This window comes from Pseudomonas sp., assembly GCF_032058845.1.
In the GTDB taxonomy this organism is placed as follows: Bacteria; Pseudomonadota; Gammaproteobacteria; order Pseudomonadales; family Pseudomonadaceae; genus Aquipseudomonas.
The window spans coordinates 40,441-63,500 of record NZ_DAMCCR010000006.1 but is presented as its reverse complement, the minus strand read 5'-3'; the positions used below and the strand labels follow the sequence as shown (position 1 = coordinate 63,500).

General features: G+C 62.1%; 19 protein-coding genes and 2 pseudogenes. 7 read left to right on the top strand and 14 right to left on the bottom strand.

Going from position 1 to position 23,060, the window contains the following annotated elements:
* Nucleotides 1–3: 3 nt before the first annotated feature.
* The gene (gene sdhD, locus RT028_RS02495; RefSeq protein ID WP_119142975.1) at nucleotides 4–372 is read right to left on the bottom strand and encodes a succinate dehydrogenase, hydrophobic membrane anchor protein; all 369 of its coding nucleotides are present in this window, start codon (nucleotides 370–372) and stop codon (nucleotides 4–6) included.
* Nucleotides 366–752, bottom strand: a complete 387-nt coding sequence (sdhC, locus tag RT028_RS02490) for a succinate dehydrogenase, cytochrome b556 subunit (RefSeq protein ID WP_312932084.1) — start codon at nucleotides 750–752, stop codon at nucleotides 366–368. The genes sdhD and sdhC overlap by 7 nt, the downstream gene beginning before the upstream one ends.
* 352 nt (nucleotides 753–1,104) lie before the next feature.
* Between sdhC and gltA the strand changes: the two genes are divergently transcribed.
* Nucleotides 1,105–2,394: a citrate synthase gene (gene gltA / locus RT028_RS02485; protein ID WP_312932082.1), complete on the top strand. Its 1,290-nt coding sequence runs from the start codon at nucleotides 1,105–1,107 to the stop codon at nucleotides 2,392–2,394.
* A 102-nt stretch (nucleotides 2,395–2,496) separates the two neighbouring features.
* Here gltA and RT028_RS02480 read toward each other — a convergent pair whose 3' ends face one another.
* The 4 genes from RT028_RS02480 to RT028_RS02465 all read right to left on the bottom strand — a co-directional run bounded on the left by RT028_RS02480 (nucleotide 2,497) and on the right by RT028_RS02465 (nucleotide 5,572).
* Nucleotides 2,497–3,102 carry an START domain-containing protein gene (locus RT028_RS02480; protein ID WP_312932080.1) on the bottom strand — a complete coding sequence of 202 codons (606 nt, stop codon included), beginning with the start codon at nucleotides 3,100–3,102 and terminating at the stop codon, nucleotides 2,497–2,499.
* A 33-nt stretch (nucleotides 3,103–3,135) separates the two neighbouring features.
* Nucleotides 3,136–3,390, bottom strand: coding sequence for a YkgJ family cysteine cluster protein (locus tag RT028_RS02475; protein ID WP_312932078.1), 255 nt, complete (start codon nucleotides 3,388–3,390; stop codon nucleotides 3,136–3,138).
* Between the two features lie 144 nt (nucleotides 3,391–3,534).
* Nucleotides 3,535–4,104 (bottom strand): hypothetical protein, encoded by a 570-nt coding sequence (locus RT028_RS02470; RefSeq protein WP_312932076.1) that lies wholly within the window; start codon nucleotides 4,102–4,104, stop codon nucleotides 3,535–3,537.
* Nucleotides 4,105–4,129: 25 nt separating this feature from the next.
* Nucleotides 4,130–5,572, bottom strand: a complete 1,443-nt coding sequence (locus RT028_RS02465) for a PLP-dependent aminotransferase family protein (protein ID WP_312932074.1) — start codon at nucleotides 5,570–5,572, stop codon at nucleotides 4,130–4,132.
* 311 nt (nucleotides 5,573–5,883) lie between these two features.
* Here RT028_RS02465 and RT028_RS20260 point away from each other — a divergent pair.
* The 5 genes and pseudogenes from RT028_RS20260 to RT028_RS20245 all read left to right on the top strand — a co-directional run.
* A pseudogene (locus RT028_RS20260) lies at nucleotides 5,884–6,930 on the top strand (cache domain-containing protein); the annotation flags it as partial.
* A gap of 117 nt (nucleotides 6,931–7,047) precedes the next feature.
* Nucleotides 7,048–7,788, top strand: a complete 741-nt coding sequence (locus RT028_RS20255) for a methyl-accepting chemotaxis protein (protein ID WP_409567141.1) — start codon at nucleotides 7,048–7,050, stop codon at nucleotides 7,786–7,788.
* A gap of 652 nt (nucleotides 7,789–8,440) precedes the next feature.
* Nucleotides 8,441–9,226, top strand: a complete 786-nt coding sequence (locus tag RT028_RS02455; RefSeq protein WP_312932070.1) for a sulfite exporter TauE/SafE family protein — start codon at nucleotides 8,441–8,443, stop codon at nucleotides 9,224–9,226.
* Between the two features lie 399 nt (nucleotides 9,227–9,625).
* Nucleotides 9,626–10,711, top strand: a pseudogene (locus RT028_RS20250) (cache domain-containing protein); the annotation flags it as partial.
* A gap of 87 nt (nucleotides 10,712–10,798) precedes the next feature.
* Entirely contained in the window at nucleotides 10,799–11,566 is a 768-nt protein-coding gene (locus RT028_RS20245) for a methyl-accepting chemotaxis protein (protein WP_409567140.1), read from the top strand.
* Between the two features lie 117 nt (nucleotides 11,567–11,683).
* On the opposite strand, the gene RT028_RS02445 is transcribed toward RT028_RS20245, so the two are convergent.
* The 6 genes from RT028_RS02445 to RT028_RS02420 all read right to left on the bottom strand — a co-directional run bounded on the left by RT028_RS02445 (nucleotide 11,684) and on the right by RT028_RS02420 (nucleotide 20,380).
* Nucleotides 11,684–11,893, bottom strand: coding sequence for a formate dehydrogenase subunit delta (locus RT028_RS02445; protein WP_312932066.1), 210 nt, complete (start codon nucleotides 11,891–11,893; stop codon nucleotides 11,684–11,686).
* On the bottom strand, nucleotides 11,890–14,775 hold the full coding sequence (fdhF, locus tag RT028_RS02440) for a formate dehydrogenase subunit alpha (protein WP_312932064.1): 2,886 nt from the start codon (nucleotides 14,773–14,775) through the stop codon (nucleotides 11,890–11,892). Before fdhF ends, RT028_RS02445 begins: the two co-directional genes overlap by 4 nt.
* Entirely contained in the window at nucleotides 14,772–16,322 is a 1,551-nt protein-coding gene (locus tag RT028_RS02435) for an NADH-ubiquinone oxidoreductase-F iron-sulfur binding region domain-containing protein (RefSeq protein ID WP_312932062.1), read from the bottom strand. The genes fdhF and RT028_RS02435 overlap by 4 nt, the downstream gene beginning before the upstream one ends.
* Nucleotides 16,319–16,801: a formate dehydrogenase subunit gamma gene (locus RT028_RS02430; RefSeq protein ID WP_312932060.1), complete on the bottom strand. Its 483-nt coding sequence runs from the start codon at nucleotides 16,799–16,801 to the stop codon at nucleotides 16,319–16,321. Before RT028_RS02430 ends, RT028_RS02435 begins: the two co-directional genes overlap by 4 nt.
* Nucleotides 16,802–17,208: 407 nt before the next feature.
* The gene (locus RT028_RS02425; RefSeq protein WP_312932058.1) at nucleotides 17,209–17,925 is read right to left on the bottom strand and encodes a tetratricopeptide repeat protein; all 717 of its coding nucleotides are present in this window, start codon (nucleotides 17,923–17,925) and stop codon (nucleotides 17,209–17,211) included.
* A gap of 121 nt (nucleotides 17,926–18,046) precedes the next feature.
* The gene (locus RT028_RS02420; protein ID WP_312932056.1) at nucleotides 18,047–20,380 is read right to left on the bottom strand and encodes a TonB-dependent receptor domain-containing protein; all 2,334 of its coding nucleotides are present in this window, start codon (nucleotides 20,378–20,380) and stop codon (nucleotides 18,047–18,049) included.
* 330 nt (nucleotides 20,381–20,710) lie between these two features.
* On the opposite strand from RT028_RS02420, the gene RT028_RS02415 reads away from it, so the two are divergent.
* A complete protein-coding gene (locus RT028_RS02415; protein ID WP_312932054.1) occupies nucleotides 20,711–21,391 on the top strand; it encodes a Fe2+-dependent dioxygenase in 681 nt (226 codons plus the stop codon).
* Between the two features lie 83 nt (nucleotides 21,392–21,474).
* On the opposite strand, the gene RT028_RS02410 is transcribed toward RT028_RS02415, so the two are convergent.
* Entirely contained in the window at nucleotides 21,475–22,170 is a 696-nt protein-coding gene (locus tag RT028_RS02410) for a hypothetical protein (protein WP_312932052.1), read from the bottom strand.
* A gap of 76 nt (nucleotides 22,171–22,246) precedes the next feature.
* A complete protein-coding gene (locus RT028_RS02405) occupies nucleotides 22,247–23,005 on the bottom strand; it encodes an SDR family NAD(P)-dependent oxidoreductase (protein ID WP_312932050.1) in 759 nt (252 codons plus the stop codon).
* Between the last annotated feature and the right edge of the window lie 55 nt (nucleotides 23,006–23,060).

The window sequence follows — 23,060 nt, the reverse complement described above, 5'->3', positions numbered from 1 at the left end:
GAATCAGATACCCCAGAGAATCTGTACACCCCAGACGAAGTACGCGAACATCGCGACGCCGCAGACCGCCTGGAACAGGAAACGTACCGCCGTGGCCGATTTGCCCAGCGCCATCGGCGTCAGGTAGTCGGTGGCAATGGTCCACATGCCGACCCAGGCGTGAGCGCCGAGGGCCACGAGGGCAAGCAGACTGAAGATACGCATCGCATTGTGGGAGAACAGCGCGTGCCACTGGACATAATCGATGCCCGGGTGCGCGACGAGGTATCCGATCAGGAAGATGAAATAAGCCGCGAGAACGACCGCAGAAACGCGCTGCGCCATCCAGTCATAGAGGCCCGAACGCGAAAGGTTCGTGACGTTGGTTACCATATCCAAACTCCTGCCAGCACGATCAGCACCACGGAAACGGCGATGATAATTTTCGAGCCCAGTCTTCCGCCTTCCAGCGTTTCACCGACGCCCATGTCCATGATCAAGTGGCGCACACCGGCAACCAGGTGATACAGCAGGGCAGACAAGAGGCCCCACGCCACGAACTTGGCCAGCGGGCTGGTCATGTACCCCTTCACTTCGCCGAAACCCTCTGCAGAACTCAGCGAGTTGGACAATGCATAAAGCATGATGCCCAGGCCGAGGAACAGAATGATGCCGGAGACGCGGTGAAGGAATGACGTTATGCCGGTGATGGGGAGTTTGATGGTCCTTAGGTCTAGGTTTACAGGTCGTTGGCTTTTCACGGCTTTTTTCACACTGAAGAGCCCCTAGCAAGCAGGGCAAAGTTGTTGGTAAGTGTACTGGTCAGGTACCCACCATTCAGAGAGCACGACACCCCTATGAGCGGGCCTGGGAAGGTCCTGGGGAGTCGGCTGCCGAGTATAGACAGTTAGGCTGCTCATGACAACGTGAGGGGCTCGCCCAAAGAGCGCATTGCCATCTGCCTGCAAAAGGCGTAAACGCGCTGGAAATCCCTGAAAAAACAAGGCTTGGGCAGTGTTTCAAGCAGCCTTTAGGCAAATTGACATATGAATTTATCCCTCTATAGTGGTGCGGGCCCTGCGTGGGGGGTCTGTCAGATGATTTCAAGCATTAATAGGAGGCCACATGGCTGACAAAAAAGCGCAGTTGATCATCGAGGGCAATGCCCCCGTCGACCTGCCGATTTTAACCGGCACCGTGGGTCCAGATGTCATCGACGTCCGCGGGTTGGGGGCATCAGGCCACTTCACCTTCGACCCAGGCTTCATGGCGACCGCCTCGTGCGAGTCGAAGATCACCTACATCGACGGTGATAAAGGCGTGCTGTTGCATCGGGGCTACCCCATCGAGCAATTGGCAGAAAAATCCGATTATCTCGAAACCTGCTATCTGCTGCTCAACGGCGAACTGCCGAACGAAGCGCAGAAGGCCAAGTTCGTCAGCAACGTCAAGAACCACACCATGGTTCATGAGCAGTTGAAAACGTTCTTCAACGGTTTCCGCCGTGACGCTCACCCGATGGCGGTGATGTGCGGCGTGGTCGGTGCGCTGTCGGCGTTCTACCACGACTCGCTCGACATCAATAACCCGCAACACCGTGAGATTTCTGCAGTGCGCCTGGTCGCTAAAATGCCGACCCTGGCCGCGATGGTCTACAAGTACTCCATGGGCCAGCCCATGATGTACCCGCGCAATGACCTGACCTACGCCGAAAACTTCCTGCACATGATGTTCAACACCCCGTGCGAGATCAAACCGATCAGCCCGGTGCTGGCCAAGGCCATGGATCGGATCTTCATCCTCCATGCCGACCACGAGCAGAACGCCTCCACCTCGACCGTGCGCCTGGCCGGTTCTTCCGGTGCCAACCCGTTTGCCTGTATCGCTGCTGGTATCGCCGCGCTGTGGGGCCCGGCACACGGCGGCGCCAACGAAGCCGTGCTGACCATGCTCGACGAAATTGGCGACGTGTCGAACATCGACACCTTCATCGCCAAGGCCAAGGACAAGAACGATCCGTTCAAGCTCATGGGCTTCGGTCACCGCGTCTACAAGAACCGCGACCCGCGCGCCACGGTGATGAAGCAGACCTGCGACGAAGTGCTGCGCGAGCTGGGCATCAAGGATGATCCGCAACTGGAACTGGCGATGCGCCTGGAAGAGATCGCCCTGACCGATCCGTACTTCATCGAGCGCTCGCTGTACCCGAACGTGGACTTCTACTCGGGGATCATCCTCAAGGCGATCGGCATTCCAACCAGCATGTTCACCGTGATCTTTGCCCTGGCCCGTACGGTCGGCTGGATCTCGCACTGGAAGGAAATGCTCTCCAGCCCGTACAAGATCGGCCGTCCGCGCCAGCTGTACACCGGCGAGCCACAGCGTGACATCAGCGATCTGAAAGACCGCAAGTAACCTGTCCTGAGGCGCACTTGTCAGTGCGCCTCAGCGGTTCACAGGCAAAAAAAATCCGGAACCTGGCAAAGGCTCCGGATTTTTTTCGCCTGCGATGTCGGCTCAGCGCTGCTCGACACGCTCACGCAGGTGCTTGAGGGTGTTGAACGGGGCATCGACCACGAACTTGTTGGCCAGCCACGACGGCACGCTACCCCCCGGCTCGGTGTGCACCTGGTAGGTCACCAGGGTGCTATCGCCCTGCGGCACCAGCTTCCAGAAGCCTTCGACCTTGGCCACACGAATGAAGCCCTTCTCTTCCGGCACGTAGGCGGGGTCTTCTTCGATCTTGCGGGTGATGCTGCCATCTGCACCGGTGGAGGTGGTGATGCGCAAGACCGAATCGCGCGGCGTGACCATGACCGGGGTGTTGAACTGCGTGTAGGTCCAGGTCAGGTCGCCTTCGAGCTTGAGCAACTTCTGCATCTTGCATTCATGTATCCAGGCGCAGGCACCCGCCACGTCTTCCTGTACCGCAGCGACCTTGGCCAGCGGCGCCTTGATCAGGGTTTCGCCCTTGTAAGCCTTGTACTTGGAGCCGGCAACTTCGCTGAGCGACACCTTGATCCCGTCATCATCCTTGGCCACTTGCCAGTTGTCCGCCTGAGCCAGGGGCGACAGCAGCGCGCTGACACTACACAGCAGAGCAATACGCTTGATCGATCTCATCATGTTGTTCCTTGTTGTCGATGATCCACTCGCTTACGCCGCCGTCATCTGCTCCAGCCAGCCGATGATCCTGATTGCATCGTCACGGTCCGTACCGCACACCTCGGCATCAGCCTTGAAGCCGCCGCACACCGTAGGCCGCTCAGGCTGGCCAAACAGGCCGCACAGGTTGACCGGCGACAGGTGCAGGCAGCGCACGCCGGCCGGCTTGCCGTCGGGCATACCGGGAATGGCGGAACTGATGGATGGGGCAATGCAGCAGGCACCGCAACCCTCACGGCAATTCATGGACAATCAGGCTCCTGGAAAAGAACACGGCAAGCTCGCCCCTGGATAGTAGCGGCTCAAACACATGTTTGAAATTGCCGAACAGCGATTAAGCACGATGACCGAGCAGTCAGTTGTCGCCCTGCCCTGCACGACTTCGCGCACTCACTGACGGAACTGAAACTCGATGGCGGCGCCTTCGAGGTCGCGTCGACTCTCATTGCGCAGTTGCAGCTGCATTTCGTTGCTGATCAGCCGTCCATTGAGCTGAAAGGCGTTGTCATTGGCGGTCGGCGTATCAGGGAACATCGCGGGCAACAGCGGGGCTCGCCTGCCAGGCAGGTCGGCGTTGTCGAGGTCCGGCTTGTAGTTCATGTTGACGCTCTTGGGCAAGCTCAGATCGAGGCGCTCGGCCTTGGCGGAGGCCGCGGCGGCCTGGGCGGCTGCCTTGGAGGCACGCTTGGCCGAGGCACGCTTCTTGGTGGCTTGTTTCCTGGCCTTGGGTTTGGCAGCCGCCTTGGCCGGCGTCTTCACTGCCGTCGAGTTGTCGACCGTCGCCGCAGGCGCAACAGGCTGCGCCGCGCGCACCTCCTGTGCAGCAACACCGAGCGAACCAAGACACAGCACCAATGCGATACGACGTAAGAATTCCATGGACACCCGCGCCATGATAGCAATATGGACATGCTCCACGTTCCCTGGCTGGCTGGCAAGCACCCAGGCGGTTTGAAGCATGCATCGATGCACAGCGATCCAAGGCTTAGAACGGCAGACCCGCGGCTTCCTTGCACAGCTGCTGGGCCAGCAGGCCCAAGGTAATGACTGCGCGTTCGGACTCGTTGTTCCAAGGAATCCCGCAGTTGATTCGAATGCAGTGGTTGAACTGCTCGGTGTTGCTGAAGATCAGCCCCGGCGCGATGCTGATGCCCTGCTCCAGGGCGCGCACGTGCAGTTCCTGAGTATTGACCCGCCCCGGCAGGCTCACCCACAGGATGAAGCCGCCGGTGGGCCGGGTCATCTGCGTGCCGTCCGGGAAATGCTGCTGAACCGCCAATTGATAGGCGCTGAGGTTCTTGCGGTATTCCTGACGGATGTAGCGCAGGTGCCGATCGTAACCGCCGTTTTCCAGATACGCCGCCACCGCCATCTGCGTGACGCTGCAGGCCGAGTGGGTGGTGAACGTCTGCAGGCGCTGCACTTCGTCCTGATAGCGCCCGGGAATCATCCAGCCCACCCGTACACCCGGCGAAAGCGTCTTGGAAAAGCTCGAGCAATAGATCACCCGGTCAAGCCGGTCGAAGGCCTTGAGTGCTTTGGTGCGGCCCTGCTCGAACATCAACTCCCCGTAGATGTCATCTTCGACGATCTGGATGTCGAAGTCCGAGGCCAGGCGCAGCAGCTGCTTCTGGCGCTCCTCAGGAATGGTGCCGCCCAGGGGATTGCTCAGCCGTGCAGTCAGCACCAGCGCCTTGATGGACCATTGATTGGCCGCCAGCTGCAGCGCCTCCAGGCTGATGCCGGTAGACGGATCACTGGGAATCTCGATGACCTTCAAGCCCAGCAAGTCGGCCAACTGCAGCAACCCATAATAGGTCGGCGACTCGGCGGCGATCAGGTCGCCAGGTCGGGTCAGGACGCGCAGCGCCATCTGCAAGGCGTCCACACAGCCATGGGTCACCACCACCTCGCGCGGATCGACCAGCACGCCGGCATCGCGCATGCGAATGGCGATCTGCCGGCGTAGCGGCTCGAAGCCTGGGCTGAACATGTAGCTGAACGCCCGTGGGCTGTGGAAGCGGGTGACCTTGGCCAGCTGCTGGTGCAGCGCCCGCACCGGCAGGTAATCGACGTTAGGCACCGCCGCCCCGAAGGCATAGACACCATCGCGGCGCGCTTCGGCCAGGACCTGCTGAATGATGCTCGCGCGGGTGACCAGCCCTGGTCGTTCGACCCGTGCGATGTCCGGGGTCTGCGCTGTCAAGGCCGGGGTCTGGTGGACGTAATAACCTGACTGCGGCCTGGCCCGTATCAAACCTTGATCTTCCAGGTTGGCATAGGCCTGCAGCACCGTCGCGTGGCTGACATTGAGCTGAGCGCTCATCTTGCGCACCGAGGGCACCCGCTCACCCGGCTGGTACACGCCCCGCCGGATGTCTTCGGCCAACTGCTGGGCGATTCGCTGATAAAGCAAGAGGTTGGTCATGGCGGCAGGCTCTCGGAGCGGAGATGTCATTGTTCTTGTGTGACGTACCAGCGCAATAGAATACCGGAACAGTTGCGAAGTGTATGGGAACAGATTCCCGCTTTTCCACCTGTACAGCGACGTGCAGGCCATTCAGTCGCGTCCTGCGCTTCACGCGCCGAGGCCGACTGCCCACGCATGCACCGCCGCACAGACCGTTCGTCGCTCACGGCAACGTTTAGCGCACAAGGCTTCAACCATTTACTGCCCAGGCCGATAGCTGATCTGACAGGTACCGCTCGTGCAACCTCCCGCACGGCTCCTCCCTTTACATGGCTAGGTCTGGAAACATGAACCTGAAGTTTCGCCACAAGATCCTCCTGAGCGCCTGCGCAATCGTGGTACTCGCCTTCGCATTGTTCACGCTCTACAACGACTACCTGCAGCGCAACACCATCACCCAGAACCTGGACAGTTCCATGCGCCAGTCCGGCGCGCTGACTGCCAGCAGCGTGCAGAACTGGATGAGCGGGCGCATTCTGGTCCTGGAAAACCTTGCCCAGGACATCGCCCAGCAAGGCGTAGGCGACACGTTGCCTGGGCTGGTAGACCAGCCCTCCTACACGCGCAACTTCCTGTTCACCTACTTCGGCCAGGCGGCCAACGGCGTGTTCACCCAACGCCCGGACGTGCAGATGCCGGCCGACTATGACCCGCGCAAACGCCCGTGGTACAGCACCGGCGTGCAGGCAGGCCAGACCGTGCTGACCCCGCCCTACCAAGCGGCCGTTGGCGGCATGGTGGTGACCATCACCACCCCTGTGAAAGCCAAGGGCAACGGCGAGCTGCTGGGCGTGGTCGGCGGCGACCTGACCCTCGACACGCTGATCGAAATCATCAATTCGGTCGACTTCGGCGGCATCGGCCATGCGTTCCTGGTCGACCGTGAAGGCCAGGTCATCGTCAGCCCGGACAAGTCCCTGGTGATGAAGAATCTCAAGGACATCTATGGTCACGCGTTCAACCTGAACAGCGACCTGCAGGACGCCACCCTCGACGGTAACGAGCGCCTGATCTCCTTTGCCCCGGTGAACGGTTTGCCGTCGGCGCAGTGGTATATCGGTCTGTCGATCGACAAGGAAAAAGCCTACGCCGCGCTTAGCAAGTTCCGCACCTCCGCGATCATCGCCATGCTGGTGGCCGTGGCCGCGATCGTTGCCCTGCTCGGCGTACTCATCCCCGTGCTGATGCGCCCGCTGACAGTCATGGGCCGAGCCATGCGCGACATTGCCGATGGCGAGGGCGATCTGACCCGGCGCCTGGCCGTGCAGCAACAGGACGAGTTCGGCGAAGTGGCCACGGCCTTCAACCGCTTCGTGGAGCGTATCCACACCTCGATCAGCGAAGTGGCCTCGGCCACGCGCCAGGTGCATGACCTGTCCGAGCAGGTGGTCAGCGCCTCGAACGCCTCGATCACCGGCTCCGAAGAGCAGAGCATGCGCACCAACAGCGTGGCCGCTGCCATCAACGAACTGGGCGCTGCTACCCAGGAAATCGCCCGTAACGCAGCCGATGCCTCGCAACACGCCAGTGGTGCCAGCGAGCAGGCCAACGATGGCCGTCAGGTGGTCGAACAGGCCATTGGCGCGATGACCAGCCTGTCTGTGAAAATCAGCGAGTCGTGTCAGCAGATCGAAGTGCTCAACGCCAGCACCGATGAAATTGGCAAGATCCTCGATGTCATCAAAGGCATTTCCCAGCAGACCAACCTGCTGGCGCTCAACGCCGCCATCGAGGCAGCGCGTGCAGGTGAGGCCGGCCGCGGCTTCGCCGTAGTAGCCGACGAGGTGCGCAACCTGGCGCACCGCACCCAGGAATCGGCCGAAGAAATCCACCGCATGATCACCAGTCTGCAGGTCGGCTCGCGTGAAGCGGTGCACACCATGCACGCCAGCCAGGTGTCCAGCGAACAGACCGTACAGGTTGCGAACCAGGCAGGCGAACGCCTGGCCAGCGTCACCTCGCGGATTGGTGAAATCGATGGCATGAACCAGTCGGTGGCCACGGCGACCGAGGAGCAGACCGCAGTGGTCGAGAGCCTCAACGTCGACATCACCCAGATCAATGTGCTCAACCAGCAAGGCGTGGAAAACCTCAATGAGACCCTGCGCCACTGCGACGCCTTGAGCCAGCAGGCAGGTCGACTCAAGCATCTGGTCGGCAGCTTCCGCATCTGAACCAGCGCCGAGGCTTGCGACTGCCCCGGCCTTGAACACGGGTCCTTGCAACGAGGACCTGTGTCTCGCCCCAAACCGCGACCTGGCTACTGACGGCGGCCCTGCCCCTAATGCCAGTCAGTTGCTCGGGGCTTGATCATTAGGGCTGCAAAGCTGCCCGTCGCGGGTAACCGGAGCGCTGGACCGGCCGCTCCAACAGGCTACGCGTACCCTGTGGGAGCCAACTGTCTTTCACGAAGGGTGACAAACGGTCGGATCAGGCTTTTTTCAACAGCAATGCGGCCCTGTAGGAGCGGCTTTAGCCGCGATGGACGGCGCAGCCGACCCGGGGCTGCAACCCCTTTGTGCCTGCTGTTTCGCGACACCTGGATCGGGCCGGCTCTGCCGGCCATCGCGGCTAAAGCCGCTCCTACACGGATCGCGTTTTGTGGGCTTCAGCCGCGGTGGCCCGCAAAGCGGCCCAATCGCTTGACGGACCGGCATTGGCCCCGCCCCTTTCTGTCTTTCCTGGATGACCTCTTCCACGGCCTAACCGAATCCCATAAGAATCCCGCCAGTTATAACCTCATAACCAAGAAGTCTATTTGGCAAAAAAAAAATCTATATGCTGCATCCATCCGATAACGGGCACAGTTGGGCGGTCGAGTAACGTATGGATGTAGGTTCCTTTGGTTTCACCATTGCAGGCTTGATCGTAGGTTTCATCGTCGGCATGACCGGCGTGGGTGGCGGCTCTCTGATGACGCCGATCCTGCTCTGGTTTGGCATCAACCCGGCCACCGCTGTCGGCACCGACCTGCTCTATGCCGCCATCACCAAGGCCAGCGGCGTCTGGGTTCACGGGCGCAACAAGAACATCGACTGGAAGATCACCGGCTGGCTCAGCCTGGGCAGCGTGCCTGCGGCGGCCTTGACGCTGTGGTTCCTGAGCACGCTGCACGCCGACACTTCAGCGCTCAATGCAATGATCAAGCAGGGCCTGGCCGTGGTGCTGATCCTCACGGCGTTCGCCATTCTGTTCAAATCACGCCTGCAGGCGTTCGCCAGTCGCCACGCCGGCGATCACTATCACCTGAGCGACCGTACGCTGAACCTGCTCACCGTGATCACCGGCGTGGTGCTGGGCGTCATGGTCACCCTGACCTCGATCGGCGCGGGCGCCCTGGGCACCGTTGCACTGTTCCTGCTCTACCCCTTCCTGGTGACCCGCCGACTGGTGGGCACCGAGATTGCCCACGCCGTACCGCTGACCCTGGTCGCAGGCCTGGGTCATGCCAGCATGGGCAACATGGACTGGTCGCTGCTGGGCTACCTGCTGCTTGGCTCGCTGCCGGGTATCTACCTGGGCAGCCACCTCACCGGACGGATTTCCGATGCCGTCCTGCGGCCGTGCCTGGCGGCGATGTTGCTGCTGATCGGCTGCAAACTGGCGTTCTGACCGGCTGCACCCCCTTCTCGCCGGAGCTGCCGGTGCTGTCGGTGCTCCAGCGCGACGACCGTCGCCTGGCGTACCGGCGCGTGCGGTGCGATCGACCCACCTGAGCAAGACTGGAATCTCGTTCAAGACATCACTCGACAGGGCGACCTGCAAGGCACCGGGTCCCTCGATGAGGTCCATCGATGATTGCATGACCTCGACCTTGGCCCCACCTCGCCAGCAGCCAGTGCCCCGTCAGACATCACCCTGCCCCCGCAACGAAAACGTTAAAACAATCTCAAAACGTTTTGTACACAAAGCATTGGCTAATGTTTGCCGTATTTGCGCCGATAAGCAGTAGATAGCAACGGGCCAGCACGCCGACTGGCCCTTCGTCCACTGATCGGATGGCGTCTGACAATGAATATAAAAAACAAGCTGATGCTCGCCTTTGTCCTCGTAGCGCTGATTCCGGTAAGCCTTGTGGCTGTGATCTCGGTGCTGAATATCCGCAACCAGGCCATTGAGCAGTTCATCGACGGCAGCACTCGGGAAATCCGGCAGATCGACGGCAATATGCGTCAGTTCTTCGATGCCACCACGCAAAACGTCGAGCAAATGGCCGCAGACCCCATTTACACCTCCGTGACCCAGCTCAAGGACTACCGCAGCGCCGATGCGGCAAACCAGCCGATGCCGGCCGCCGCGCAGCAGGTGATCGACCAGTTCGCCCGCTATGGCGCCACCCATCCTGCCGCAGCGATCATTTCAATCGGCCTGGAAGACGGCAGCTACGCCAAGTGGCCCGATGACCCGAAGCTGGCCAACTACGACCCCACCGCACGGCCCTGGTACAAGGCCGCCATGGCCAGCCCGGGCAAAACCGTGCGCACCGCAGCCTACTACTACGACAAGGACGACGTGGCCCTGGTCGGCACCGCGCGCACCCTGAACGACGCCAGCGGCAAGCCCAAGGGCGTGTACGTGGTCAGCGTGTCGTTGAAAAACCTCAGTGAGCTGGTCAAGAGCATCAAGCTGGGCGACAGCGGCTATGTGATGCTGATCGAAGACGGCGTGGTGCTGGTCGACCCGCGCGATGCGACGCACAACTTCAAGCCGCTGAACAGCCTGGGCGAGCCCTATGCGCAGCTGGCCGCCACCGAGCAAGGTTCGACCGAAGTGTCCATCGACGGCGTGCGCTACATGGCCAATGTCTGGACCTCGCTGGGTCTGGGCTGGCGCTTCGTCGGCCTGATCGAGGCCAGTGAAGTGATGAGCGCCGCCACCCGCATGACCTGGCTGATTCTGGGTATCGTGGTGGCCCTGGCGGTGCTGTTCGCCGGACTTGCTGCGGCCTTCGCCAGGGTCATCGTCAGGCCCATCGGCCAGGTCAGCAGCGGCTTGCAGTCGATTGCCGCGGGCGAAGGCGACTTGCGCCACGACCTGAAAATCCAGGGCAAGGATGAAACCGCGGAGCTGGCCGGCTGGTTCAACCAGTTCCTCGCCGCCATTCGCCAGCTGATCCAGCGCATCGGCGCGGCCTCCGGCAACCTGCACCAGGCCTCGAAGGTCAACAGTACCCTGGCCGACAACATGAATGACGCCGCCGGGCGCCAACGTGAGGCCGTGGAGCTGGTGTCCACGGCCTTCAACGAGATGGTTGCCACCGCCAACGAGGTCGCCCGTTCCTGCAGCCACGCGGCGACGTCCGCCGACAGCGGCCATCACCGCGTGGCCGAAGGCAAACAGCAGGTGGAGGTCACCACCGAGAGCATCAATCGCCTTGAAGTGCGCCTGAGCGAGTCGGCGCAGGCCATGCTGGAACTCGAAGAAGGCAGCCGCAGCATCAACCAGATCCTCGGCACCATCCGCGCCATCGCCGAGCAAACCAACCTGCTGGCCTTGAACGCCGCCATCGAAGCGGCCCGTGCCGGTGACCAGGGCCGGGGGTTCGCCGTGGTGGCCGATGAGGTCCGGGCACTGGCCAAGCGAACCTCTGACTCGACCACCGAGATCGATCACCTGCTCAACTCCCTGGCCAGCAAGACCCACCAGGTGTCGGAGAAGATGGACAGCTGCCTGACCCTGTCGCGTGATAGCGTCACCTCGATCGAGCGGACCCGCGACAGTTTCGAGGGCATCCAGCTGTCGGTGAATGAAATCCGCGACCAGAACCTGCAGATCTCTGCCGCCGCCGAGGAGCAGCACAGCGTCGCCGAAGAGATCAACCGGCACATCCAGCAGATCTACGACGAAGCGCAGCAGGTCGAACGCCTGGCGCACACCGCGCAGCTGGATTCGGGCAAGCTCTCGCAGCTGTCGGATGAGCTCAATGGGCTGGTGGGACGCTTCAAGTCCTGACTCAGGCGCCAGCCATCGACGACAAGGGCCGCCCAGCGGCCCTTTCGTTTGCAGAGTGAGGTAGTGCGGCACCGTCAGCGCAGAGGTTCGACTCACTGCGCGATGACACCTTGCAGTTCAGACCTGCAACGCCCTCACCACCAACGGGTCGAGCTGTTTCGCCGCCTCGCCCTGGGCCTTTTCGTCCAGCTGCCTGAGCATGGCCGGGGTCCAGAAGCTGTGCAGGTGCTGGCGCAACCCCTGCACGGCCACTTGCCGGTCGGGCTCGCTTTCAAAGTAGTGGGCGATGTGGTTGGCCATCTTGACCAGGTTGTCGTTGTCCTTCATCGGCGTACCTCGGCGTTCTCGGTTGCGTCACGTTGGCGCCGCTCCTTGAGCAGGCGGCGTTGTTCATCACTGAAGCTCTGATAGCGTTTCTGCCACTCCGAAGGGTGGAAGACCTTGGCCACTTCCACCGCGGTGACCTTGTATTCCGGGCAGTTGGTGGCCCAGTCAGAGTTGTCGGTGGTGATCACGTTGGCCCCGGATTCGGGGAAGTGGAACGTGGTGTAGACCACACCCGGCGCCACCCGCTGGCTAACCCTGGCGCGCAGCACGGTCTGCCCGGAGCGGCTGCCGATACCCACCCAATCGCCGTCGTTGATGCCACGGCTCTCGGCATCGCTGGGGTGGATTTCCAGGCGGTCTTCGGCATGCCAGGCGTTATTGCTGGTGCGACGCGTCTGCGCGCCCACGTTGTACTGGCTGAGGATACGCCCAGTGGTCAGCAGCAGCGGGTAGCGGCTGTTGACCTTCTCGTCGGTCGCCACGTAGCCGGTGAGCATGAAGCGCCCCTGCCCACGCACGAACTGATCGATGTGCATGGTCGGCGTACCATCCGGCGCGTTGTCATTGCACGGCCACTGCAGGCTGCCGTGGCGCTCCAGTTCGGCGTAGCTCACTCGCCGGAAGCTCGGCGTCAGACGGGCGATCTCATCCATGATCTCGGAAGGGTGGCGGTAGTCCATCTTGTAGCCCAACGCATTGGCCAGGGCGATCGTGCCTTCCCAGTCGGCCTTGCCCGCCATGGGTTCCATCACCTTGCGCACGCGCGAAATGCGCCGCTCGGCGTTGGTGAAAGTGCCGTCTTTTTCCAGGAACGAGCAGCCCGGCAGGAACACGTGGGCGAACTTGGCGGTTTCGTTGAGGAAGATGTCCTGCACGATCACGCATTCCATGGCGGTGAGCGCGGCGGTGACGTGCTGGGTGTTCGGGTCGCTCTGGGCAATGTCTTCGCCCTGGCAGTACAGCGCCTTGAAGCTGCCGTCGAGCGCGGCTTCGAACATGTTGGGAATGCGCAGGCCCGGGTCAGGCTGCAGGGTCACGCCCCAGGCCTGCTCGAACTCGGCACGCACGCCTTCGTTGGAGATGTGTCGGTAACCCGGCAACTCGTGCGGGAACGAGCCCATGTCGCACGAGCCCTGAACGTTGTTCTGCCCGCGCAACGGGTTCACCCCGACCCCTTCACGGCCGATGTTGCCGGTGGCCATGGCCAGATTGGCGATGCCCATCACTGCGGTGCTGCCCTGGCTGTGCTCGGTCACGCCAAGGCCGTAGTAGATCGCCGCATTGCCGCCGGTGGCGTACACCCGCGCGGCCTCACGAATCTGCTCCGGTGGCACGCCGCACAAGGGGCCGAGCAGCTCGGGGGCATGCTCGGGCAGGCTGACGAAGTCGCGCCAGCGGGTGAAGGCTTCGGTCTCGCAGCGCGCATCGACGAAGGCCTGATCGACCAGCCCCTCGGTGACGATCACATGGGCCAGGGCGTTGAGCATGGCCACGTTGGTGCCCGGCCGCAGTTGCAGGTGCAGTTCGGCGCGGGCATGGGGCGAGTCGACCAGGTCGATGCGCCGAGGGTCGATGACGATCAGCCGCGCACCCTGACGCAGGCGACGTTTCAACTGCGAGCCGAATACCGGGTGGGCGTCGGTGGGGTTGGCACCGATGACCAGGATCACATCGGCCTTCATCACCGAATCGAAACTCTGTGTACCGGCCGACTCGCCCAGGGTCTGTTTCAACCCATAGCCGGTGGGCGAATGGCACACCCGTGCGCAGGTGTCGACGTTGTTGTTGCCGAACGCGGTGCGCACCAGTTTCTGCACCAGGTAGGCTTCTTCGTTGGTGCAGCGGCTGGAGGTGATGCCACCGATCGAATCGCGCCCGTACTTGAGCTGGATGCGTCGCAGCTCGCTGGCGGCGTAGGTCACCGCCTCGTCCCAGCTGACTTCCTGCCACGGGTCTTGCAGACGCTTGCGGATCATCGGCTTGGTGATGCGGTCGGGGTGGGTGGCGTAGCCCCAGGCGAAACGGCCCTTGACGCAGGCGTGGCCATGGTTGGCGCCGCCTTGTTTGTCCGGGACCATGCGCACCAGCTGGTCGCCTTTCATTTCTGCGCGGAACGAGCAACCCACGCCGCAGTACGCGCAGGTGGTGATCACGGCGCGCTCTGGCTGACCGAGCTGCACCAGGCTCTTCTCGGTCAGCGTTGCGGTCGGGCAGGCTTGCACGCAGGCGCCGCAGGAAACGCATTCGGAGGTGAGGAAGTCTTCGCCGCCAGCAGCGGAGATGCGTGATTCGAAGCCACGCCCGGTGATGGTCAGGGCAAAGGTGCCCTGAATGTCTTCACAGGCCCGCACACAGCGGCTGCAGACGATGCACTTGCTCGGCTCGTAGTCGAAGTACGGGTTGGATACGTCCTTGGCGTCACTCAGGTGGTTTTCACCCTCGTAGCCATACCGCACTTCGCGCAGGCCCACTTGCCCCGCCACGGTCTGCAGTTCGCAGTTGCCGTTGGCCGAGCAGGTCAGGCAGTCGAGCGGGTGGTCGGAAATGTACAGTTCCATGACGTTGCGGCGCAGGTCGGCCAGGCGCGGGGTTTGCGTGCGCACGACCATGCCCTCGAGCACTGGCGTGGTGCAGGACGCCGGGTAGCCGCGCATGCCCTCGACTTCGACCATGCACATGCGGCACGAGCCGAAGGCTTCCAGGCTGTCGGTGGCGCACAGTTTGGGGATGCTGGTGCCCATCAGGGCAGCGGCGCGCATCACCGAGGTGCCGGCCGGCACGCTGACGCTGCGACCGTCGATGACCAGGCTGACCTGCACCTCGGTAATGCGGGCCGGCGTGCCAAGGTCGACGGCACTGGCGGGATCGAAATAATTGATCATTGCACAGCCTCCTGAGGGGCCAGACCGAAGTCGGTGGGGAAGTGCTTGAGGGCGCTGGCGACCGGGTAGGCGGTCATGCCGCCCATGGCGCACAGCGAGCCGTACTGCATCGTGTCGCACAGATCGCGCAGCAGGTTGGCCTGGTCTTCGCGATAGGCCGCATCGGTACTGGCGATCAGGCGGTCGACCACCTCCATGCCGCGCGTCGAGCCGATCCGACACGGCGTGCACTTACCGCACGATTCCTCGGCACAGAACTCCAGGGCAAAGCGCGCCATACCGGCGAGGTTGAGGGTGTCGTCGGCGACCACCACGCCGCCGTGGCCGAGCATCGCGCCGATGGCCGCAAAGGCCTCGTAGTCCAGCGCTGTATCGAAATGCTCCGGCGGCACCCAGGCGCCCAGCGGGCCGCCGATCTGCGCGGCTTTCAACGGCCGGCCGCTGGCCGTGCCGCCGCCATAACCTTCTATCAGCTCGCGCAAGGTCAGGCCGAAGGCGCGCTCGACCAGACCGCCGTGGCGGATGTTGCCAGCCAGCTGGAACGGCAACGTGCCCATCGAGCGGCCCACGCCGAAGTCGCGATAGAACTGCGCGCCACGGGCCATGATGATCGGCACGGAGGCCAGGGTGAGCACGTTGTGCACCAGCGTCGGCAGGCCAAACAGGCCTTGCAGCGCCGGCAGCGGCGGTTTGGCGCGGACGATGCCGCGCTTGCCTTCGAGCGACTCCAGCAGTGCGGTTTCTTCCCCACAGATGTAGGCGCCTGCCCCGACCCGAACTTCCAGGTCGAAGGCCACGCCGCTGCCGGTGCTGTCCAGATAGCCCGCTTCACGGGCGAGGATCACCGCCTCGTTGAGCGTATGCACGGCATCCGGGTATTCCGAGCGCACATAGATGTAGCCCTTGCTGGCCCCCACCGCGAGCCCGGCAATGAGCATGCCCTCGATCAACAGGAACGGGTCACCTTCCATCAGCATGCGGTCGGCGAAGGTGCCAGAGTCTCCTTCGTCGGCATTACAGACGATGTACTTCTGCTCGGCACGCGCTTCACGCACGGTGCGCCACTTGATGCCGGCCGGGAAGGCTGCGCCACCACGGCCGCGCAGCCCCGAGTCGAGCACCTGCGCCACCACCGTTTCGGTGGGCATCAACGCGGCCTTGGACAAACCCTCGAAGCCGCCGTGGGCGCGGTAGTCGTCCAGTGACAGCGGCCGGGTGATGCCGGCACGGGCGAACAGCAAGCGCTGCTGGGTCTTCAAATAAGGAATTTCTTCGACCAGGCCCAAGGCCAGCGGGTGTTCGGCCATGTTGCCGGCCAGCGCATCGAGCAGGCTGGCGGCATCACGGGCGCTGACCGGGCCGAAGCCCAGGCGGCCTTGCTCGGTGTCGACTTCCACCAAAGGCTCAAGCCAGTACAGCCCACGGGAGCTGGTGCGTTGCAGGGTCAACGGCATCTGTCGACGCTCGGCCTCGCGGCTCAGCGCCTCAGCCAGGGCATCGGCCCCCACCGCCCGGGCCAGGGAATCACAGGGAATGAACAGGTTCATGCCGTCACCTCCGTGAAGCAGCCATCGACCAGTTCGCGCAGGCGCTCGGGAGTCAGACGGGCATGCACCTGACCATCCAGCTCCAAGGCCGGCGAGCAAGCGCAGGCACCCAGGCAGTACACCGGGCGCAGGCTCAGCGAACCATCAGCGGTCGTGCCATGGTCATCCACGCCCAACTGCTCGCGCACCTGCGCGGCCAAGGCTTCGGCGCCGCGGCTGCGGCACGACTCGGCCTGGCACAGGCGCAGGGTATGGCGTGCGGGCGGGGTGGTGCGGAAGTCGTGATAGAAGCTGATGACACCCCGCACCTCCGCCAGGCTGAGGTTCAGCGCATGGGCAATCTCGGGGACGGCGTTATCAGGGACATACCCGATACCCTTCTGCACGGCATGAAGGATGGGCAAGAGGGCACCTGGCGTGTGGCGTTCACGTTCCAGAATGCGGTGGATCAACGGCAGGTGTTGCAGTTCATCAGGCATACAGCAGACCTCGGCAACCCAGGCGCCCTCACCTTGCGATGGCTATGCACCTGGCGGTGTTCAGCTGCGGCGTCCGGCCCCGTCACGGTCGCGTGGGTCACGGTCACCCTCTGTGCCCAAGGCCGGGCGTCTTACGCGCCCAGTCCCACGGCATCCTGAAAGCATGGCACTTTTTTGAACTTTTGGTTGTTTGGTGGCGACCAGGGGTGTACTGAAAGCGACCAGTGCAGCTGCCGAGGTCTTAAACCTTCACAGGAGAACGCCCACGGCTGCAGCACGCGTTTTCTCGAATCGAACGTCGCCATCGTCCAGCGTTTGTGTGACCTGCCAGCCCAGTGCGCGACGGGGCAATGCGCCCCATAGTGATCAGCAGACTCTTGCTGTGGGTCATAGGGGGCTGGTCCGATTCAATCCGGCACAGCAAGCCGTTCCCTACTGCGTATCAGCATTGCCTCGCCGACGGGATGAAATTCGCGCTGCGATGACGCCAACAATGCATTGCCCAAGGTCTCAAGGAAGGCAGGCGTGGCCGTCTGCATGGCGGTACGTAGCCAACGCACGGCCAGCGTGACGTCACCGTTGAGCGCCAACATTGCGGCGTAGCTGGCTTGGCCGCGGAAATCACCTCCGGTTGCCGATTGCCGATAGCAGTGCATGGCAATGCGGCGATTCACCGGAACGGTCCAGCCTTCCTCGTAGAACCTGCCGACCAGATTCATCGCCTTGGCATGACCCTGGCACGCAGCCCGGCTGTACCAATGTAGCGCTGCCGCCAGATCGCAAGGCACGCCCCATCCCTTGGCCAGCATGTTGGCAAAGTTGTACTGCCCCCAATCCAACCCCGATTGCGCCGCCTCACGGAAGCATTCAGCGGCGTCCCGCAGATTGACCGGGCAGCCCCAACCCTTGTGCAGACAACGCCCCACCATGTTCAGGGCATGTGCGTCACCTTGTGCAGCCGCAATCCGAAACCAGCGCAGTGCCAGAGGTGGGTCGCGCTGGATGCCGCGGCCTTCGAGCAGGAGTTGCCCCAAGTAGCGCTGGGCCTGCGCACTTCCCTCGCCAGCCGCAACCAGCGCCATACGGGCAGCGGCCTGCGGGGTTTGAGCGGCCAACTCCAGCAAGCCCAGCTCAACGCGGCTCACCATGACATTGCTCCACGGCCGGCGGCGGGCGACAGCACGATAAGGCAGCCCGATGCGTCAGCCCGGGCTGGCCATCTTGAGGCCACCAAGGCCACATTGATCAAAACGTATACGAAGCCGTCAGTTGCGCACCACGGCCCTCGCCAGGTATACCGAATCCACGACCGTTGTACTGGCGCCAGTAATGTTCGTTGAACATGTTGACCAGATTGAGCCGCAACCCTACCTCCGGAGTCGCCTGCCAGTTGACGGCTGCGTTATGCACCCAGTAATCCGGCACCAGAGCACGACTGCTCTCAGTCACAGCCGCCGCACGACCAAGGCCGATATAGCGTTCCCCCACATAGCGCACGCCGTAATCCAGGCTCCAATGCTTATCGAGCTCGTATGTGGTCCACACGCTTGCGGAGTGCCGAGGTGTGTTCTGCACCTCGATACCCGTTTCATTGGCCGCAGGGCTGGCGAATTGACCTCCGCGCATACGGCCGTCTTCGATGATTCTGCTTTTCATGAAGGCGTAGGTGGCGAAGACCGACCATTGATCGGTGACATTGCCCACTGCGGCCAACTCCAGGCCCTCGACCCTGAACCCGACCCTGGCCCGCTCGGAAAAGGGATTGCTTGAATCGACCAGAATCGGCCCCTTCATGTCTGTTCTGAAGAGTGCACCGCTGAGCGCCAGTGCCTCGTCGAAGACATCCCATTTGGAGCCAATCTCATAGGTTTGTCCGTCAGTGGGCGACAGAACGGCGTCCGTTGCGTTGATGCCACCCGCGCTGGAAGATCCGATCGAGGCAGGTTGCCGGGCGTTGCCATACGCGATGTAAATACTCGCTTGCTCTATCGGCTTGTAAGTCACCGACGCGCGATAGCTGAACAATTTGTCGTTCACGCCCTCCAGAAAAGGCGCCTGCGCGGGCTTGCCACGTTTGGCGGCAGTGCCAGGTGTCCACGCGCCCAAGACGCCGTCTTCGTTGTCCCGGTATTCGACCCGATTGTTGCGCGCCGACCAGAAATCGCGCCGTGCAGAAATATCAGCCTGCCAGTGGTCATTGAACTTCAGCGTGTCGAGCCAATAGAACGCTTTGGTTTCCGACTCCGTATTGACGTGGGAAATGTCGGCAATACGGGTGTCGCCGACAAAGCGAGACGGCGGGTTCGCCCGATCAATCGCCGTTGTGCCGTTACCCTGCTGGCCAAAGCGCAACTCACCGTTTTTTTGATCCAGTTGTTCGCGGGTATATTCCAGGCCTGCGACCATCGTGTGTTGAATACCCGACGTCTCGAACTTGGCTTTCAAGTTTGTCTGATTGCTGAACGTGTCGTTTTCCGTATGCCGCGCCACTCCCACCAGGCGTCGACCCGAACCATTGGAACCTGCCGCCAGATAAGTCCCTTCCGACGTCGTCACTACATAGTCACGTTGCAGCTGTGCGAATGTAAGCTGGTTATCCAGCGATAAGGTTTCACTGAAATGATGTTCGACATTTAACCGAAAACGGTTGCTTCGGTTATTTTCCTTGTCCAGATTCCTGTAGCCCCAGTAGCTGTCCCACTTCACGCCGTCGGCTTTGGAGATACGGCCGCCGAACTGGCGAGTTTCCAGGTGCCCGCCATGCGCGGCGGGCAACCCGTAATCGTAGTTGCCACGATCATCGAGGTGTTCAAAGCCTACGTCCAGGCGGGTATCCGAGTTGAGACCGAAGGCAAGGGTGGGGGCAATGCCCCAGCGCTCCCGCTCACTCCAGCGGCGGCCATTCACGCCGGTTCTGGTACCCACGAGATTGAGCCGAAACGCGATACCGCGGTCTTCGTCCAGCACCTGATTGGTGTCGAGCGCCAACCGCTGATAATCGGCAGTGCCCGCGCCCAGCGTGAGCTTGCTGGCATCCGCGAGTCGAGCCCGCTTGCTTTCCAGATTGACCGCACCGCCAATGACCCCGGCGCCCCACGCTGCTGAACTGGAGCCCTTGATGACCTCGACCTGCTCGGTGTTGAACAGCTCGGAACGGGTGTAGTAGGCCGAATCTCTCACACCGTCTATGAAGACATTGGCCCCGCCATACTGCCCACTGTTGAACCCACGAATATTGATGGTATCGCCCACCCCTCCGGCGCCCTCACCCGAGTTGAACGTGATACCCGCCACGTTTTGCAGCACAGCTTCGAGGGTTTGCGCATTCTGTTTTTCAATCAGTGCCTGAGGCACTACAGCGATGCTCTGCGCGACATCACGCAAGGGTTGGGTATATTTCGGCGAAGACAAGCTGCGTGCGTGGTAGTCGGCATCGGCCTGAGCCTCGACCTTGATTTCGGACAGGTCGACCGTTTGCGCCGCCGCAGCCTGAACCGCCCCGCACGATACAACAGCCATGCTCAAGAGTTTTTTTGAAAGCGCAGCTGGATTTCGCGCAGGTATTTGCGTGACGGACATGAATGCCATTCCTCGGTATAGGGGCAGAAAACGCCGCCTAACGTATATCGAGCCACGCTTTACACAAAGCCTATTTTTGTAAATAAAACATCTTGAAAAACACCCGCCAAACGAAATTATCTTAATAAAAAGTCAACACTCAGAAACTTATATTCTTGTAGTCCATTGCTTAGACTTCATAGTCACATATGTAAATTTATTGCACACGCAATAGATTGTCACACCTCCACTCAAGTGTTCCTACCAACGGTTCCAGTTCACTTCTACAATCACCCTCCCACTCCCGGGTGTGCATCACTCGAAACCGCCACTCTTCATCTGGAGCAATGGATGCTGATACATATTCCCGAACTTTTCTCCAGCGAGGAGGTGCGTGACATCAGAGCAACATTGGAACAGGCGCCCTGGATAAGCGGTAAAACCACGGCCGGCCTGCAATCAGCCAACGCCAAGCACAACCGGCAACTCGCCGAGGGGCACCCGGCGGGGCAGAAAATTGCCGAAATCATGTTGCAACGCGCCTGGCGCAGTCCACTGTTCTTCTCCGCAACACTGCCTCGCGCCGTGTTTCCACCCCTGTTCAACCGGTACGACGAAGGTGATGCATTCGGCTACCACATTGACAACGCGATCAGACCCCTGCGCAACAGCCCTGAGCATATTCGCACCGACATCTCCGCAACGCTGTTCCTCAGCGCCCCAGAGAGCTACGACGGCGGCGAACTGGTCATTCAGGACATCTTCGCCACGCACAGGGTAAAGCTCGATGCCGGGTGCATGGTCATCTACCCCTCCTCCAGCCTCCATAAGGTCGAGCCGGTGACACGCGGCACGCGCCTGGCATCGTTTTTCTGGATCCAGAGCATGGTCCGGGACGATGCTCAACGCAGGCTGCTGTTCGAAATGGATCAAGCCATTCAAGGCTTGGCCAGCGAGCTACCTGACCATGCCTCGGTGCTGAGCCTGACTGGGAGCTATCACAACCTGCTGAGGCGCTGGGCGGACGTCTGAGTAGTGCTTGCGGGGGCAGGCGCAACTCATTGGCGCTGAGCCTGTTCATCCGTGCTCATCCCGCATGTTGATCGCCGCAGCGGTTAGTAGAAGTCGTAATAGAACGCCCATTCGCCCGTTTGCGCGTTCTTCCAGAACAGCAAGCTGCCGCTATCGACCACGTTCAGGTTGATCTTGGCGTCGGACGACACCTGGAACACGAACTCAAAGCCCTCGTCCGGCTCGACGCCCGCTTGGCAGAACGAGGGGAAGCCGCCGACCTTGTGTTCGTAGCAGTGGGTGGTGATGGCGTAATAGCTTTCGATGTCCCCCGCGCGCATCAATGCCAGCACTTCGCGCTCCAGGTCGAGCGGCACACCGCCGCCATCCCACAGTGGGCAATCACGTTCCACCACATGGGGTTTCACAGCGAATGCCTTCAGGGGCGAATCCACTGCCGGCAGGTGCTTGCGTACCAGCGTGTCGTGCTCGCCGTATTCGCGGATCAGCCAGTTGGCACCCATGGGTTCAAAGGGTTCGGGGAAACGACGCGACATGAACAGCGTGAGCACGCGCACGCCTTCGAGCAGCGGCATCGACGGGATCAGGTTAGGCAGGTGGAACTGGGCGATGGGCAACATTGGTTCACCGGCGGCGTCCAGCGGCAACGCTTCGTCGGGCCCGAACAGGAACACGCGGCCCAGCCAGCTTTCATCATCCGCCTCGGTAGGCCGAAAGCCACCTGCGACCAGGCGGGTCGCGGGCCGGCCAAGGCGCTGCTTGAGGGTATCGAGGTCCATGGCTACGTTGTCCAGGGCAGAGCGGGCGCTCAGGGTGCCCTGCCCGCTCGCGCATTGCAACGCCCTCAGCCGCCTCTCAGGACACCTTGGGCTGGCCGTCCGACGCCGTCACGCCGCCATCCACCGGGAGGTTCACGCCGTTGACGAAGCTGGCATCGTCGCTGGCCAGAAAGGCGATCACTGCCGCCACCTCGCTGGGCAGCGCTTCACGTTGCAGGGGAATGCGCTCGTTGAATTTGTCGCGAATCGACTGCTCCCAATCCCAGGTCATCGCCGTGCGCGTCAGGCTCGGGCACACCGCATTGGCGCGCACGCCCTGGGCGCCGTGGTCGAGCGCCAAGGCGCGGGTGTAATTGACTACCGCGCCTTTGCTGGCGCAGTAAAACGCTGCACCCCAGTCGCCGCCCAGGCCCGACACCGAGGCCGTGCTGACGATGTTGCCGCGACGCTTGAGCAGGTGCGGCAGGGCCAGCTTGCTGCAGAAGATCACCCCGTCGATGTTCACCGAAGCGATCTTGCGCCAGTCGGCTTCGGTGGTGTCCAGGGTGGTGCCAGGGATATGCACGCCGGCGTTGTTGACCAGCACGTCCAGCCCGCCGAAGCGCTCGACGGTGGCGTCGATCATCTGCTGCACCGAGGCTAGGCTCGACACATCCACCTGCACGGCCAGCACCCGCTCGGCGGGCAGCTCGGCAGCCACGGCCCGAGCTTTTTCCAGGTTCCAGTCAGCCAGCACCACGTGGGCGCCCTCTTCGGCAAAGCGCCGCGCGGTAGCCTCGCCGATACCTGCGGCGGCGCCGGTGACCAACACTACTTTGTCGTGAAATCGATGCATCGCGATGTCCCTCTGCGGATGAACAAAAAAAGGCGGCGTTGGCGCGCCGCCCTAG